The 15270-nt window shown below is 70.1% G+C and carries 11 protein-coding genes; 9 read left to right on the top strand and 2 right to left on the bottom strand.

Going from position 1 to position 15270, the window contains the following annotated elements; all coding sequences use genetic code 11:
* From JX005_RS15145 to JX005_RS15160, 4 genes are all read left to right on the top strand, one after another.
* On the top strand, nucleotides 1-2476 hold a 2476-nt coding region (locus tag JX005_RS15145; protein WP_214468428.1), incomplete at its 5' end, for a cell wall-binding repeat-containing protein.
* 315 nt (nucleotides 2477-2791) lie between these two features.
* Complete coding sequence (locus tag JX005_RS16435) at nucleotides 2792-5557, top strand: VWA domain-containing protein (protein ID WP_214468429.1); 2766 nt, start codon at nucleotides 2792-2794, stop codon at nucleotides 5555-5557.
* Between the two features lie 96 nt (nucleotides 5558-5653).
* On the top strand, nucleotides 5654-7111 hold the full coding sequence (locus JX005_RS15155) for a SpaH/EbpB family LPXTG-anchored major pilin (RefSeq protein ID WP_214468430.1): 1458 nt from the start codon (nucleotides 5654-5656) through the stop codon (nucleotides 7109-7111).
* Between the two features lie 118 nt (nucleotides 7112-7229).
* A complete protein-coding gene (locus JX005_RS15160; protein ID WP_246534056.1) occupies nucleotides 7230-8138 on the top strand; it encodes a class C sortase in 909 nt (302 codons plus the stop codon).
* Nucleotides 8139-8420: 282 nt separating this feature from the next.
* Here the strand turns inward: JX005_RS15160 and JX005_RS15165 are convergent, their stop codons facing one another.
* Nucleotides 8421-8612, bottom strand: a complete 192-nt coding sequence (locus JX005_RS15165; RefSeq protein ID WP_214468431.1) for a hypothetical protein — start codon at nucleotides 8610-8612, stop codon at nucleotides 8421-8423.
* Between the two features lie 355 nt (nucleotides 8613-8967).
* Here JX005_RS15165 and rplM point away from each other — a divergent pair, with 355 nt between their 5' ends.
* From rplM to glmM, 3 genes are read left to right on the top strand one after another with little or no spacing between them, the layout of a single operon-like run.
* Entirely contained in the window at nucleotides 8968-9414 is a 447-nt protein-coding gene (rplM, locus tag JX005_RS15170) for a 50S ribosomal protein L13 (RefSeq protein ID WP_214468432.1), read from the top strand.
* 26 nt (nucleotides 9415-9440) lie between these two features.
* Nucleotides 9441-9917, top strand: a complete 477-nt coding sequence (gene rpsI / locus JX005_RS15175) for a 30S ribosomal protein S9 (RefSeq protein ID WP_214468433.1) — start codon at nucleotides 9441-9443, stop codon at nucleotides 9915-9917.
* Between the two features lie 16 nt (nucleotides 9918-9933).
* Nucleotides 9934-11292 carry a phosphoglucosamine mutase gene (gene glmM / locus JX005_RS15180; protein WP_214468434.1) on the top strand — a complete coding sequence of 453 codons (1359 nt, stop codon included), beginning with the start codon at nucleotides 9934-9936 and terminating at the stop codon, nucleotides 11290-11292.
* A gap of 65 nt (nucleotides 11293-11357) precedes the next feature.
* Here glmM and JX005_RS15185 read toward each other — a convergent pair whose 3' ends face one another.
* On the bottom strand, nucleotides 11358-12302 hold the full coding sequence (locus JX005_RS15185; protein WP_214468435.1) for a Ppx/GppA phosphatase family protein: 945 nt from the start codon (nucleotides 12300-12302) through the stop codon (nucleotides 11358-11360).
* 218 nt (nucleotides 12303-12520) lie between these two features.
* On the opposite strand from JX005_RS15185, the gene JX005_RS16320 reads away from it, so the two are divergent.
* Together JX005_RS16320 and coaA are read left to right on the top strand one after the other, a co-directional pair.
* Complete coding sequence (locus tag JX005_RS16320; RefSeq protein WP_214468436.1) at nucleotides 12521-14122, top strand: M20/M25/M40 family metallo-hydrolase; 1602 nt, start codon at nucleotides 12521-12523, stop codon at nucleotides 14120-14122.
* 115 nt (nucleotides 14123-14237) lie between these two features.
* Nucleotides 14238-15188 carry a type I pantothenate kinase gene (gene coaA / locus JX005_RS15195; protein ID WP_214468437.1) on the top strand — a complete coding sequence of 317 codons (951 nt, stop codon included), beginning with the start codon at nucleotides 14238-14240 and terminating at the stop codon, nucleotides 15186-15188.
* Nucleotides 15189-15270: the final 82 nt, after the last annotated feature.

Below are 15270 nucleotides of genomic sequence, written 5' to 3' on the forward strand. Positions count from 1 at the left end.
GGCCGACGAGGTCGCCGCGCGCGCCGTCGACCCCGCCGGGCCGGAGGCGGCTGCGATCGCCGCAGACATCGCCGCCACCGAAGACGTCGCGCTGACCGTCGTCGATGCGCAGATCGCGCCGCCGGCACCCGCGCCCGAAGCGACGCCCACCCCCCGACAGGTCCAGGCGCTGGCTGCGCCCCGCCCGCACACCCTGGACGTGATGTGGGTCGCCCGCGCCGGAACCGCCGCGCCGACTGCCGCCCACATGCAGGCGGCGATCTCGCGCTTGAGCGAGTTCTGGGCGTCCCAGTCGGCCGGACAGGTCAGCAGCGTCACCCTTCGGACAGCCGTCCAGTTCCGCACCGTCGCGTTCGACCCCTGCGACGCGGACCGGGCGTGGGCGTACGCGGCCGGCCAGTTCGGACGCACCGAGCAGTCCTATTGGAGCGGTTCGACCGCGAGCCATCTCGTCGTGCTGGCTCCGGCGGCCGCTTGCGGGCCCGCGGTGGGGCTCGGCACGCTCGGCGACGGTGTCGGGTCGGGCGGTCTGATCTGGGGATCGATCGAGCTCGACCGCCCGGCGGAGTGGGATCAGGTGACTTTCCACGAGTTCGGGCACAACCTCGGACTGCCCCACTCGAACGCCCGCGTGTGCCGCGCGCCGACGACCGACAGCTCGTTCGACGCGGCGCGTCAGGCTCCGGCCGACCCCGACTGCGTCGACGCCGAGTATCAGGACCGCTACGACGTGATGGGCGGCGGGCACTGGGTGACCGACCCCGTGACGGGTGCTCGCGTCGTGTCCAGCCTGCGCGACATCGCCGCACTCTCCGTCGTGCACAAGGCCCAGCTCGATGCGCTGCCGCGAGGATCCGACCTGCTCACGCTGACGATCGCCGGCGGTGAGGCGCAGGTCGTCGAGCTCGCACCGATCTCGGCGGACTCGGGCGTCCGCGGGCTGGAGCTCGTCGACGCGCTCACCGGCGAACAGGTGTACGTCGAGTACCGGTCCGGGACCGGGCGCGATGCGCAGAGCCTCTACGCGCAGTGGCCGGGCGCCGTCGGGACGACGACGTTCGCGCCCGGAGTGCGCGTGATGCGGGGCATCCCGAACTCCTGCACGGTCGTGGCGTGCACCATCGGCTACTCGACGGTGCTTCAGCGCCACACGGAGCTGGCGTCGCACGCTGCCTGGATGGGGCCCGGACACAGCCATACCACCTACACCGGTGCACTCACGGTGACCGTGCTCGAGACGACGCCCGAGCGGGCCACGGTCGCGATCGACTTCCGGGACACCCCGCTCGAGTTCACCACGCTGCCCACTCCGGCGATCGTCGGGCCCGTGCACTACGGAAGCACGCTGTCGGTGGCGGGAGTGACGGCAGACGATTGGATGCCGCGAGCCAACGCCGTGCGGTACCAGTGGCTGCGAGACGGCAGCCCTGTCCGCGGTGCGACGCGGTCGACGTACCTGCTGGAGGAGACGGACATCGGCCGGAGCATCAGCGTCCGCGTCACCGGAGTCCGACCGGGGTACGCGGTGGCGCCGATTGCGACGCGGCCGCAGACGGTCACGGGTCCGGCCACCGCGCGCATCGCCGGCGCGGACCGGTACCTGACGGCCGCGGAGGTCTCGAAGGCGGCGTTCCCCGGCAAGGCCGCCGTGGTCTACCTCGCGACGGGAACGGCGTTCCCCGATGCGCTCGCCGCCGCGCCGGCGGCTGCCCTCGAGGGCGGTCCGCTGCTGCTGGTGCCGTCCCAGGGTACGGTGCCCGCGTCGGTGCTCGCCCGTATCTCGCAGCTCGACCCCGCTCGGATCGTCGTGGTCGGCGGCACCGGTGCGGTTCCCCAGTCGATCGTGGCGCAGGTGCAGCGCCGGGTCCCGGGGGCGAAGGTGAAGCGCCTCGCGGGCGCGGACCGGTACGAGACCGCCCGCGCGATCATCGCGGACTCGTTCCGATCGCGGTCCTCGTTCGTCTACGTCGCCACCGGACGCACCCACGCCGACGCGCTGGCAGCCGCAGCCGCGGCCGCCAGCCGTGGCGCCCCGGTGGTGCTGGTCGATGGGCGCAGCGGTGGTCTGGACGCGGCATCTCGGCGGGCGATCACGGCCCTCGCACCGACGCGCATCCTGATCGCCGGGGGAACGGGAGCCGTGAGCACCGGCGTCGCCACCGAGCTCGGCCGGCTGGCGCCCGTCACGCGCCTCTCCGGCCCGACGCGCTTCGAGACCAGCGTCGCGGTCAACCGCGAGGCCTTCCCCACGGCGCCGCCGGCGGGCCACTTCTGGGCGACGGGACTCGACTTCCCGGATGCGCTCTCCGGGGCGTCGCTCGCCGCTGCGAAGGGGGCGCCGCTGTTCGTCGTCTGGGCGGGGTGCGTGCCGCCGGAGACCGCCGCCGAGGTGGGGCGCACGAGGGCCTCGAAGGTGACGCTGGTGGGCGGCCCGGGTGCGATGTACCCCGCGGTGGAGCGGCTCGACATCTGCTGACGCTGTCGCAACACCTGCCGAACCTCAGGATCAGCCCGGGTTTTCCCTTCAGACTCCACGGCGATTTGAGTTCGGGCATATAAGTCCCCTAGGTTCATGAGAGTTGTCGCATACGCGGCGCCGGGTACCCGAATTCATCGGCGTGCACGTTCGCGACAACGCAAACAGTGGGCGGAGCCCGCGCGCCGTGGGGGTGCGATGGGTTAGGGGCCGCCTCTGCAGTGATGCCTCTGGGGGGCAGCAATGCGAAATGACGCTTCACCGCGCCTTGAAACTCTGGATCGTGCCGACGCGCGTCGCGGAAGCCGGTTCTCGGTGTCTGCGATCCTCGCCACGGTGCTGGCCGGCGCCATGGTCGTCGGCGGGTTCGCGCCGGCCTCTGCGGCTCTGATCGACACGGGCGTCGTCGCCGACCGGTCGACGGCTCTCGCCACGGGAGCCTCGGTCGTCATCGACGCCCGCGTTCTGCGCAAGGAGTCGACGCCGGCCGATCTGTCGAACCCGGCGCACCTCGCCGGAATGACGTACCGGCTGCACGAGGTCGCCGGAACGGGCTCGACGGCCAATCCCTATCGCCCAGGAGCCGCGACGCCGTTCTCCTGCACGATCGGCGCCGCACCCGCGACGTCGTGCACGATCTCGGTCGAGGGGGCTTCCGCCCTCGGCAAGAGCTACTTCGTGGCTCAGGTGGCGAACGCCGCGACCTACAGCAACGAGACGCTCATGCTGGGCTCGTACTCCGGACCCACGACTCCGTTCTGGTACGCCGGCCGCACTCCCCAGCTCAAGGCGGGCCAGACGGTCTCGTTCCCGAACCAGGCGCTGGGCAGCTCGGGCGTCAACACCCGGAGTTCGGTGGTCGCGGCATCCCTCGCGAATCCCGCCATCTCGCTGTCGTGCCAGGAGGGTCTGCGGATCGCCATCCAGATGGACCTCTCCGACTCGGTGAGCGCCAGTCAGCGCGGTCAGTACCGGGCGGCCCTGCTCGGCCTCGTGGACAGCCTCGTCGGCACGGGCACGCAGGTCGCGCTCTTCACCTTCGGCGCGAGCTCGCCCGCGCGCTCCGGCTGGCAGGCGCCGACACCGCGCAGTGTCGACACCTCTCTTGCGGCGATCAAGTCCGACATCACGACGTTCACCGGCGACCCGGGCGGCACGCAGACGACGAACTGGGATCTTGCGCTGCGGTCGATGGCGACGGCGAACGCCGGACTCGGCGACAAGTACGACCTCGCCCTGTTCCTCACCGACGGCGCGCCGAACTACATCAGCAACTCCGCAGGCAACGGCGGCGTCGGAGTCGACAGCTACAACGTCACCACCAAGTCGCTCGAGCAGGCGATCTTCTCGGCGAACCAGCTGAAGTCGCAGGGCACCCGAGTGGTCGCGGTCGGCATCGGCGACGGCGCGTCGGGCGGAGTCGCGCGCAACCTCGCGGCCGTGTCGGGCCTGACTGCGCGGAGCGACTACTTCCAGGGTGCGTGGGACGCGCTGGGAACGGCGATCGAGAACATCGTCAACTCCGCGATCTGCCGCGTGCCGGTGACCGTGAAGAAGGAGACGCTGAACACGCAGAACCAGTGGATCGCGACCAACGGCTGGGCGATGACGCTCAACGCCGCGGCGAACGTCGGAACCGCGACGCGCAACGGCGCCGCCACCCAGCAGACCGCGGGCACCGCCGGCACGACTCCGCTCGGCGAAGCCCACTGGACGGTCGACTTCAGTCGCGCAGATGCGGTCGGCACGCTCACCGTCAGCGAGAGCTTCACGGGCAAGCCGGGCTTCGGCTGGCAGTCGGGGGCTTACGTGGTGCACCACCAGAACGGCACCGAGACGACCGGCAGCCTCACCGGCCCGTCGGAACAGCAGATCTCGGGCCTCTCGGTCACGGACCGCGTTGAGGTGACTTTCCGCAACGCGGCAACCGCCCGGGTGAAGGCAACCAAGGTCTGGGTCGTCGAGGATTCCGCCGGCAACGCCATCGGCACGTACACGCAGCCCACCACCGGAACCGCGGTGCCGCAGGGGCTGACCGCCGCACCCGTGCTCGGGTCGATCGCCGACCCCGCGTGGGGTCAGGAGTACAGCGGGTACGCACAGGGCAGTGAACTCACCGTCGGCGAGACGGCGTCGGTGGATGCCGCGCTCCTGCCCGGCTGCGAGCTCACGAGCTCGAAGCTGACCGGCTTCAACGGCGAGTCGGCTTCGCACGACCTGCCCTTCGTCGCGACCCTGAGCGCCGACCTCAACACCTTCGTGATCACCAACACGGTGACGTGCACCCAGACCCTGAACCTCGTGAAGTCCGTCGCGGCACCCGGGCTCGAGTCGCCCTCGACGTGGCTGCTCGAGGCGACCGGGCCGGCAGGGGCGCTCCCCGGGCCGAAGGGCAACTACAGCTCGACGACGCCGGTGGCGGCATCCGTCTCACCCGACTCGACCTACACGCTGAAGGAGTCGGGCGGCCCGTCGACCTACGTTCCCGTCTCGGGATGGCAGTGCGTGCTGACCGGCACGACGACCGCGGTGACGATCGCGCAGTCGGGCGTGCGGGTTCCGCTGGGCCAAGACGTGACCTGCACCGTGACCAACGGCACGGCCAAGCTCACGATCCTGAAGCAGACCACGGACGGATCGGGTCTCGCCCCCGCGGACTTCACGCTGACCGGAGTGCCCGCCGACGGCGTGGACCTGCCCGTGCTGCAGACTGCAGGCGCGGCGACGGCGAACGCCCAGAACACCTTCGAGGTGCGACCGGCGCACACGTACACGCTCGCCGAGTCCACGGGAGCATCGACGATCGCCTACCGCAACCTCGCGGTGCAGAAGCTCGTCGCGGGCGGCGACCCGAGCGACGACGCCGACTGGCAGGACGTCGACTCGACGGCGATCCAGGTCGATGCCGGCGAGCACGCGTTCTACCGCTTCGTCAACGACGATGTGCCGGCCGTCGTGCTGCCACTCACCGGCGGCACCGCATCCGATCTGTATCTCCTGCTCGGGGGTGCGCTGATGGCCGCGTTCATCGCGTTCGCCGCCTGGCACGCCTCCCGCCGAGTGAAGCGGGTGCACGCCTGACCGCGCGTGGCATCCGAATCACCGACCCGTATCCATCCATCCATCCATCCATCGATCCATCCATCCATCCATCGACTTTCTGGGGAGAAGCTCGACATGAACACATCCATTTCCAAGCGGGTGACCGCTGCCATCGGTGCAATCGCACTGGGGATTATCGGAGCCGTCGCTCTGACGGTTCCCGCATCCGCCGCATCGGGGCCGAACCTGACGCCCGGCGACACCGGCACCATCACCATCCACAAGCACGAGCAGCCGCTCATCTCCGGTGCGCCGGCGACGGGCGCGAACCAGGGGATCCTGCCCGACCCGATCGCGGGCGTCGTCTTCTCGGTGACGCCGGTCGAAGACGTCGACCTGCTGACGAACGGCGGCTGGGATGACGCGGCCGACCTGGCTGCGGGCCTCGCGGCAGCATCCGACGCCGATCAGTTCATCGCCGACAACCTGAGCCTGGGCACCGCGGTGAACCTGGGAGCGACGAACGGCGATGGGGTCGCCGCGTCGGGCGCCCTGCCTATCGGCCTCTACCTCGTGCGCGAGGTGTCGGGCCCGGCGAACATCGTGGCTCCCGCCGATCCGTTCCTTGTCACCGTGCCGCTGCCCCCGCTCACCGCGGGCGGCGACTGGAACTACGGCATCCACGTCTACCCGAAGAACTCGGTGGCCGATGCTCCGGTCAAGTCGCTCGACACGACGGGCGCCTACGCGTTCGGTTCGACGATCACGTGGACCATCACCGCGGAGATCCCGGCGTTCGCGGACGGCAGCGACCTGACGAGCTATGTCATCACGGATGACCTCGACAGCCGCCTGACCTACACCGCCCCCGCGCGTGTGTTCGTCGACGGCGTCCAGGTGCCGGCGAACGCGGTCACCGTCTCGGCGACCGACCCGGTCACCGTCACGTTCACCGACCCGGCCGGGCTCGACCTCCTGCGCGCGAACGGCGGCAAGAACGTCGACGTCGAGATCGACACGGTCGTCAACGGCACCGGCACGATCGTCAACACCGCCGTCGCCAATGTCAACGGCAGCGACTTCACCACCCAGCCCGTCGACACCACCTGGGTGCCGGTGAAGGTCATCAAGGTCGACACCGAGAGCCCCACCACCATGCTCGCGGGCGCCGTGTTCGCGGTGTACACGCAGGAGACCGGCGGAACCGCGCTCGCCTTCCCCGGCAACCCTGCCGGCGAGTTCACGACGAACGCGTCGGGTGAGGTCGTCATCCCGGGTCTGAAGGCGGATGGCACGCAGTACTGGCTCGAAGAGGTGCGGGCTCCCAACGGGTACCAGGCACTGACAGCCCGCGTGCCGCTCGTGGTCGACGAGAACGATGCGGCGATCACGCTGCCCATCGTGCCCGGCGCCACGACCGGCACGGTCGTCACCGTCGAGCGAGTGGTCGCGAACCCGCGAATCAACGCCTGGGAGCTGCCGCTCACCGGTGGCGACGGCGCCCTGTGGTTCGGCGTCGGCGGCGCGGCGCTTGTCGTCATCGCGCTGGGCGCTGCTCTGGTCGCGACCCGTCGCGCCAAGGCGAACGTCTGAGCCGACCGACCGCCGTCGCCTCCCCGACGGCATCCTGACCGGACGGTGGCGAGGGATTCCCCCGCAACCCTCGCCACCGTCCATTCCCACACCTTCCACTCCCGACCAGAACCGGACCATGTCGATCACGACCGAGCAGCCACGACCTGCGCCGCTGCGCGACCGGTCGCGTCGGCGTTCGCGGCGACGGATGCCGTGGGCGCCGCTGGGCATCGCGCTGGGGTTCGTGCTGGGCGTCGCCGTCCTGCTGTACCCGTCGACGGCCGCGTGGTTCACGCAATACCAGCAGTCCCTGCGCATCGACGAGTACTCGTCGACCGTGCGCGAGCTGGCACCCGAGTCGCGCCATGACGCGATCACGGATGCCGTCGAACACAACTCCGCGCTGGTCGGTGGCACATCTGTGGTGGGCGCCGGTGAACGCAAGCCCGTCGCCGAGGGTGGCGTCGACGCGGCGTACGAGAATCTTCTGCGCGCCGACGACGCCGGCCTGATGGCGAGGATCAAGATCCCCGCCATCGGCGCCGACCTGCCGATCTATCACGGCACGTCCGACGAGGTGCTCGCGCGGGGGATCGGACACCTCGAGGGCACGGCGCTGCCGGTGGGTGGCGACAGCAGCCACTCGGTCCTCACTGGTCACCGTGGCCTGGCCGACGCCGAGCTCTTCACGAACCTCGATCGCGTCGCCGTGGGCGACACCTTCACCGTCGAGGTCTTCGGCGAGGTGCTCACCTATCAGGTGATCGAGACGAAGGTCGTCGAGCCCGACGAGACCGAGACGCTGTATCCGCAGCGCGGGGCGGATCTGGTGACCCTCGTCACGTGCACGCCCCTGGGGATCAACAGCCACCGCATCCTCGTCACCGCTGAGCGCATCCTCCCCACACCGCCGCGGGATCTGGATGCCGCGGGTCAGGCTCCCGACGTGCCCGGATTCCCGTGGTGGGCACTGGGTGTCGGAGCCGCGGTCGTCGTGGCGGGCACCTACGTCGTCTTCAGCGCGCGGCGGCCTTCACCCGCCTGAGACAGGCTCGCGGCGGGTCATCACATGGAACTCCGCCACGGCGGCTGGCGCATCACACGCGAGGGCAGAGGCGACTTCATCCTGCACGCGCCACCGGGCCGGGCGATCCGATCCCGGTCGTGCCCCGCTTGGCGCTCGGCCATGCCTGGGCCGAACACGATCACCCCCGAAGCGCTTTCTGCCGTCTGCCTCGGCAAAGCGAGCGCGCGTTTGACGAATTGATCGGCGGCGGGAGCCTGAGACGGCGCCGCGGGCTCCCTGCGCTCTCGGATGCTCGCCTGCTCACCCGGCCTCGCTAATCTCGCTCGGCCCCACGATCTCAGTGGCCGCGGGCCCGTCATCGGCACTCCGCATCACCGCTCGATGCTCCGCGTACACGGGCCGGGGAGATCCATCCGCCACCGCTTGCGACCTGGCCAGATCGGTCTTCATCGCGTAGACGACGATCGGCCCATCGCTGGTGTCGATGATCATCGCCGTCTCGTGCTCGACACCCTCCGCAGCCAGCGACTGCAGCGCCTCAGCCCGGCGGGGACCACCCACTTCGCGCAACAGCCGACGACACGATCGCGCTTGTCCGAGCGAATCCGACGCACAACAAGGTGGATCACCCGGCGGGACTGGCCACGGAGACCGGAGCGTGCGCGTACGGGGCCGGTTTGGCCGAGGCATCCGTGTGCCGTAGTATTGATCTTTGGTGTGCGGCTCAGCTGACCCGGCACCACGAACGTGAGCCCTCCACTGGCGTGTTCCTCGGCCCTCGGCTCGAAGAACCACCCCGGAGTGGGATTCACGAACACCTCCGTTCGATCAAGAAAGCAGCACTACTGTGACGCGCACCTACACCCCCAAGACTGGCGAGATCCAGCGGGATTGGCTGATCATCGACGCGACTGACGTCGTCCTCGGCCGCCTCGCCTCGCACGCCGCTCGCCTCCTTCGCGGCAAGCACAAGCCCACGTTCGCGAACCACGTCGACACCGGCGACTTCGTCATCATCATCAACGCCGAGAAGGTGGCCCTCACCGGCCAGAAGCTCGAGAAGAAGAAGGCGTACCGCCACTCCGGCTACCCGGGCGGTCTGTCGTCTGTCACGTACGACGAGCTCCTCACCAAGAACCCGGAGCGCGCCGTCGAGAAGGCGATCCGCGGCATGCTGCCGAAGAACAGCCTCGGCGCGCAGCAGCTGCGCAAGCTGAAGGTCTACCGCGGTGCCGAGCACCCGCACTCGGCTCAGCAGCCCAAGACGTACACCCTCGACCAGGTCGCCCAGTAAGCACCGCAGAGACTAAGGACACACTCGTGGCGAACATCGAAGAACCCACCAGCTACTCGACCGAGACCCAGGTCGACGAGACCGCGACCGCAGCAGCCGAGCGCCCCGTGCTCTCGGTTCCCGGCGCAGCCGTCGGACGCCGCAAGCAGGCCATCGCCCGCGTGCGCCTCATCCCGGGCTCGGGCGTCATCACCGTCAACGGACGCGAGTTCGAGGACTACTTCCCGAACAAGCTGCACCAGCAGCTGATCACCGACCCGTTCACGGTGCTCAACCTCACCGGCGCGTACGACGTCATCGTCCGCATCTCGGGCGGCGGCCCCTCGGGCCAGGCCGGCGCGCTGCGCCTCGGCATCGCCCGTGCGCTGAACGAGATCGACTCCGAGAACAACCGCCCGACCCTCAAGAAGGCCGGCTTCCTCTCGCGCGACGCCCGCGTCATCGAGCGCAAGAAGGCCGGTCTCAAGAAGGCCCGCAAGGCGCCTCAGTACTCGAAGCGCTGATCGGCTCCTGCTCCGTATGCCGATCTTTGGCACGGACGGGGTGAGGGGGCTGGCCAACGGCCCCCTCACCGCCGATCTCGCACTGTCCCTGGCCCAGGCGACCGCTGTCGTCCTGGGCCAGGGCCGTTCCGCCGACGCGCGCCGCGCGGCGGGCAAGCGCATCACGGCCGTGGTCGCGCGCGACCCCCGCGTGTCGGGTGAGTTCCTCTCCGCCGCTGTCGAGGCAGGCCTCGCCTCCTCGGGCGTCGACGTCTACGACGCCGGCGTGCTGCCCACCCCGGCGACCGCGTTCCTCATCGCCGACATCGACGCCGACTTCGGCGTCATGGTCTCGGCGTCCCACAATCCGGCGCCCGACAACGGCATCAAGATCTTCGCGCGCGGCGGCGTGAAGCTCCCCGACGTGGTCGAGGAGCGCATCGAGCACGCCATGGCCGGCCAGAAGCTGCAGCCCACCGGCGCCGCGGTCGGCCGCATCCGCCGCTTCGCCGACGCCGAGGACCGCTACGTCGTGCACCTCCTCGGATCGCTCCCGCACCGCCTCGAAGGCATCCACGTCGTCCTCGACTGCGCGCACGGCGCGGCCTCGGGCGTCTCACCCGAGACGTTCCGCGACGCCGGCGCCCAGGTCACCGTCATCGGCGCCGACCCCGACGGACTGAACATCAACGACGGCGTCGGGTCGACGCACCTCGACAAGCTCGCCGAGGCCGTCCTCGCGCACGGCGCCGACGTCGGGATCGCCCACGACGGCGACGCCGACCGATGCCTCGCCGTCGACGCCGACGGACGCATCGTCGACGGCGACCAGATCATGGCGATCCTCGCCGTGGCGATGAAGGACCGCGGCACGCTCGTGGACGACACGCTCGTCGCCACCGTGATGAGCAACCTCGGGCTGCACCGTGCCATGGCCGACCACGGCATCCGCGTGGAGCAGACCGCCGTCGGCGACCGCTACGTCCTCGAGCGCATGAACGAGGGCGGCTTCTCGCTCGGCGGCGAGCAGTCCGGGCACGTGATCATGAGCGAGTTCGCCACGACCGGCGACGGGCTGCTGACGGGTCTTCACCTCCTCGCCGAGATGGCGCGGCAGAAGAAGACGCTCGCCGAGCTCGCCTCGATCATGACCGTCTACCCGCAGGTGCTCGTCAACGTCAAAGGCGTCGACCGCTCGCGTGCCAACAGCGACGAGGGCGTGTCGGCTGCCGTGGCGCAGGCCGCCGCCGAGCTCGGCGACTCCGGTCGCGTGCTGCTGCGCCCGTCGGGCACCGAGCAGCTCGTGCGGGTGATGGTGGAAGCTGCCTCCGCCGAAGACGCCAGCGCGCACGCCGAGCGCCTGGCCGAGGTCGTCCGCGAGCGCCTCTCGCTCTGACCCCTGTCGATGAAGCCCCGCCTCCCACCGAGGTGAGGCTTCGTCGTATCCGCCCGCGGCGCCGGTCAGGGCGCGGGTGTGCTCCAGGACAGCGACTCGATGTAGCGCAGCAGGACGCCCTCGCGCAGGGCCCACGGCGACACCTCGAGCTCGTCGATGCCCAGCGAGCGCATCGCCTCGTGGAGCACGACCGCCCCCGCGACGATCTGGAAGGTGCGGTCGGGGGTGATGCCGGGCAGCTCCTGGCGTGCCGACGCGGGGATCTTCGCCAGGCGCGGGATCCACGAGCCAAGAGCCGCGCGGGGGAGCAGCATCCGCTCGATTCCCGACCACCCGGGGACCGGATAGCCGACGAGCTTGGCGAGGGACCGGATCGCCTTCGACGAGCCGACGACGTGATCGGGGCGCGCGAGCCGGCCGAACGTCTCGGCCACGGGTGCGAGGGTCGCGCGGGCGTGTTCGCGGAGGCGGTCGACCGCGTCGTCGCCCGGCGGGTCCTGCGGCAGGAACTCCACGGTCATGCGTCCGGCGCCGAGGGGGACGGATGCCGCGGCCTCGGGCAGCTCGTCGGGACCGGCCGCGAACTCGAGCGAGCCGCCTCCGATGTCGAAGAGCAGGATCTGCCCGGCCGCCCAGCCGAACCAGCGGCGGACGGCGAGGAACGTGTACCGCGCCTCGGTCTCACCGCCGAGCACCTGCAGCGGCTGTCCGAGCGCCTCCTCGATGAGGGCGATCACCGCCGGCCCGTTGGCAGCCTCGCGGACGGCGGACGTCGCCGTCGCGAGCAGTTCGTCGACGTTCTCGGATGCCGCGACCCGGCGTGCGTCGGCCACCGCCGCCACGAGCGCGTCCACGCCCTCCGACGTGATCTCTCCATCGGGGCCCAGGTAGCGCATGAGGCGCAGGACGGTCCGCCGGCTCGTCGTCGCGAGCGGACGCCCGCCCGGGCGGACATCGGCGACGAGCAGATGGACGGTGTTCGAACCGATGTCGAGGACTCCCAGGCGCACGGGTCGACAGTACCGGTGCGGGTGGGTCGCCGTCGTGCATGCGCGCACGAGCATGAGCGCACGATGAGAACTCCGGACTTTCGCTAGGGAGTTCGGAATCGCCCGTCTAGCCTCGGCCCGAGGATGCCGATCCGGCATTCATCCCCCGCTCGCGGACGCCCCAGGGGCCCGTCCGCAGCACGGCGCTCGACGATGAGCGTCCACGTGAAGGAGAGAACATGAATCGATCCCGCATCACAGGGAGAGGCGGGCTGGCGCTCGCCGCCTCGGCGGCCACGGCGCTCGCGCTGGCCATCGCTCCGGCGTCGGCAGCGACGGCGGCGCCCGCGGCGAAGTGCGACAACCGCAACAACAACACGATCGCGAAGCTGCTCGAGTGCGTCTCGGCCGACGGCGCCATGGAGCACCTCGAGGCGTTCCAGCAGATCGCGGAGGACAACGACGGGAACCGCGCCGTCGACACCTCCGGGTACGAGGCGAGCGTCGACTACGTCGTCGACACGATGGAGGCGGCGGGCTGGGACGTGTCCATCGACGAGTTCGACTTCTTCGTCCCCGTGCCGACCGTGCACCAGCTCACGCCGCAGGACGTCAACCACCCCGCCGGGTACTTCGTGGAGGGTTCGGCAGAGGGAACGGTGACGGGCAACGTCATTCCGGTCGACCTGGCTCTCGCGACCCCGGGCGGAGGCTCGAGCGGATGCGAGGCCGCCGACTTCAACCCGGCCCTGTTCACAGGCAGCAACGACATCGCGCTCATCCAGCGCGGCGCCTGCGAGTTCGGCATCAAGGCGCGCAACGCGCAGAACGCCGGCGCCGAGGCCGTCATCATCTTCAACAACGGCACCGCGGGCAACGAGGGTCCCCTCACCAACGTCACGCTGATCGGTGCGAACCCGACTGCTCTCGACATCCCGGTGGTCAACACGTCCTTCGCCGCCGGCGGCGCGCTGGCTCAGCCCGGCTCCACGGCGACGGTCTCGATGTTCATCGAGAACCACCCGCAGAAGAACGTCATCGCGGAACTGCCCGGCCGCAACGCCGACAACGTCGTGATGGCCGGCGCGCACCTCGACTCGGTGCCCGCAGGCCCCGGGATCAACGACAACGGCTCGGGCTCGGCCGCCCTGCTCGAAGTCGCCGAGAGCATGAGGAAGGTCAAGCCGCAGAACACGGTGCGCTTCGCATGGTGGGCCGCGGAAGAGGTCGGCCTCGTCGGCTCGCAGGCCTACGTCGACGGCCTCAGCGACGCCGAGAAGGACCGCATCGCGCTGTACCTCAACTTCGACATGGTCGCTTCGCCGAACTACATCTTCATGGTGTACGACGGTGACGAGTCCACGTTCGAGGCGCCGGTCGTCGTGCCCGAGGGCTCCGTCGAGATCGAGGACCTCTTCGAGAGCTACTTCACGAGCGTCGGTGCTCCGTACGACGACGCTGAGTTCAGCGGACGCAGCGACTACGAGGCGTTCATCCTCGACGGCATCCCGGCGGGCGGTCTGTTCACGGGCGCCGAGGACGAGAAGACGGCCGAGCAGGCCGCGATCTGGGGCGGCATGGCGGGCGAGTGGCTCGACCCGTGCTACCACCAGGAGTGCGACGACATCGACAACGTCAGCCTCGACGCGCTCGAGACCAACGCCGATGCGATCGCCCTCGCGGTCCTCGTCTACGGCTACTCCACGGAGTCGGTCAACGGCGTTCCGGGCGTGAAGGTGCCGGGCGGTCTCAACCTGCCCGAGCCCGCCGGGCCCGAGGGCACGTGGGCCGGTGGCGGCGGTGGCCTCCACCCCGACCACGGTCACCACTCGGCGAGCTGACGTCGATCCATCACGCGACGGGCCCGTCCTCTTCGGAGGACGGGCCCGTCCCGTGTGCACAGGGCGTCCGGCCGCGTCGGCCGCGGCATCCGTCCCAGCCGTTACGATGAGCGGGATGTCCGCAGACGAAGCCACCCTCTCTCCGGCGCTGTCCCTCTACCGGGAGATCGGCCGTGCCGAGTGGGCGCGGTTGGCGGCGGGCATGGCGCAGCCGCTGTCCGAGACGGAGATCGTGCAGATCCGCGGACTCGGCGACCGCCTCGACATGGCCGAGGTGTCGCAGGTCTACCTGCCCCTGTCGCGCCTGCTGTCCCTCTACGCGAAGGCGACCAAGCGGCTCGGCGCCGAGACCGGCGCGTTCCTGCACGACGACGATTCGACGACCCCCTTCGTGGTGGCGGTCGCCGGCTCGGTAGCCGTCGGCAAGTCGACGATCGCCCGCCTCCTGCGGGAGCTGATGAGCCGCTGGCCCGACACGCCGCGCGTCGAGCTCGTCACGACCGACGGCTTCCTCTACCCGAACGCCGAGCTCGAGCGCCGAGGCATCATGGCGCGCAAGGGCTTCCCCGAGTCGTACGACCGGCGGGCGCTGGTGTCGTTCCTCACCGAGGTGAAGAGCGGCGCGGCCGAGGTGCGGGCGCCGTTCTACTCGCACATGCGATACGACATCGTTCCGGACGCCCACACGACGGTGCGTCGTCCCGACGTGGTGATCGTCGAGGGTCTCAACGTCCTCCAGCCGCCGCCCGCACCGCACGACGTCGCCGTGAGCGATCTCTTCGACTTCTCCGTCTACGTCGACGCCGATCCCGCCAACATCGCGCAGTGGTACGTCGAGCGGTTCATGGCGCTCCGGACCGGTGCGTTCGCGAACCCCAACTCGTTCTTCAACGTCTTCTCCCATCTGAGCGACGACGAGGCGGTGCAGACGGCGCTCGGCTACTGGAACGACATCAACCTGCCCAACCTCATGGAGAACGTGCTCCCCACCCGGGGCCGGGCCAGCCTCGTGCTGCAGAAGGCCGCCGACCACACCGTCGAGCGCGTGCTGCTGCGCAAGCTCTGACTCCCGCGGCGCGCGGGGTCGCAGCATCCGATCCCGCCGCTGATCTGGGGTGATCGCTTTCGTTCAGACTCCTCGCATAAGC

The sequence above is a fragment of the Microbacterium flavescens genome (assembly GCF_018588945.1).
GTDB classification, from domain to species: Bacteria; Actinomycetota; Actinomycetes; order Actinomycetales; family Microbacteriaceae; genus Microbacterium; species Microbacterium flavescens.

Bases quoted from the DNA above. Each gene is read 5' to 3' on its own strand.
- JX005_RS15165 (WP_214468431.1), bottom strand. From the start codon at position 8,612: ATGATCATCGACACCAGCGATGGGCCGATCGTCGTCTACGCGATGAAG.
- JX005_RS15160 (WP_246534056.1), top strand. From the start codon at position 7,230: ATGTCGATCACGACCGAGCAGCCACGACCTGCGCCGCTGCGCGACCGG.
- coaA (WP_214468437.1), top strand. From the start codon at position 14,238: ATGTCCGCAGACGAAGCCACCCTCTCTCCGGCGCTGTCCCTCTACCGG.
- glmM (WP_214468434.1), top strand. From the start codon at position 9,934: ATGCCGATCTTTGGCACGGACGGGGTGAGGGGGCTGGCCAACGGCCCC.
- JX005_RS15155 (WP_214468430.1), top strand. From the start codon at position 5,654: ATGAACACATCCATTTCCAAGCGGGTGACCGCTGCCATCGGTGCAATC.
- JX005_RS16320 (WP_214468436.1), top strand. From the start codon at position 12,521: ATGAATCGATCCCGCATCACAGGGAGAGGCGGGCTGGCGCTCGCCGCC.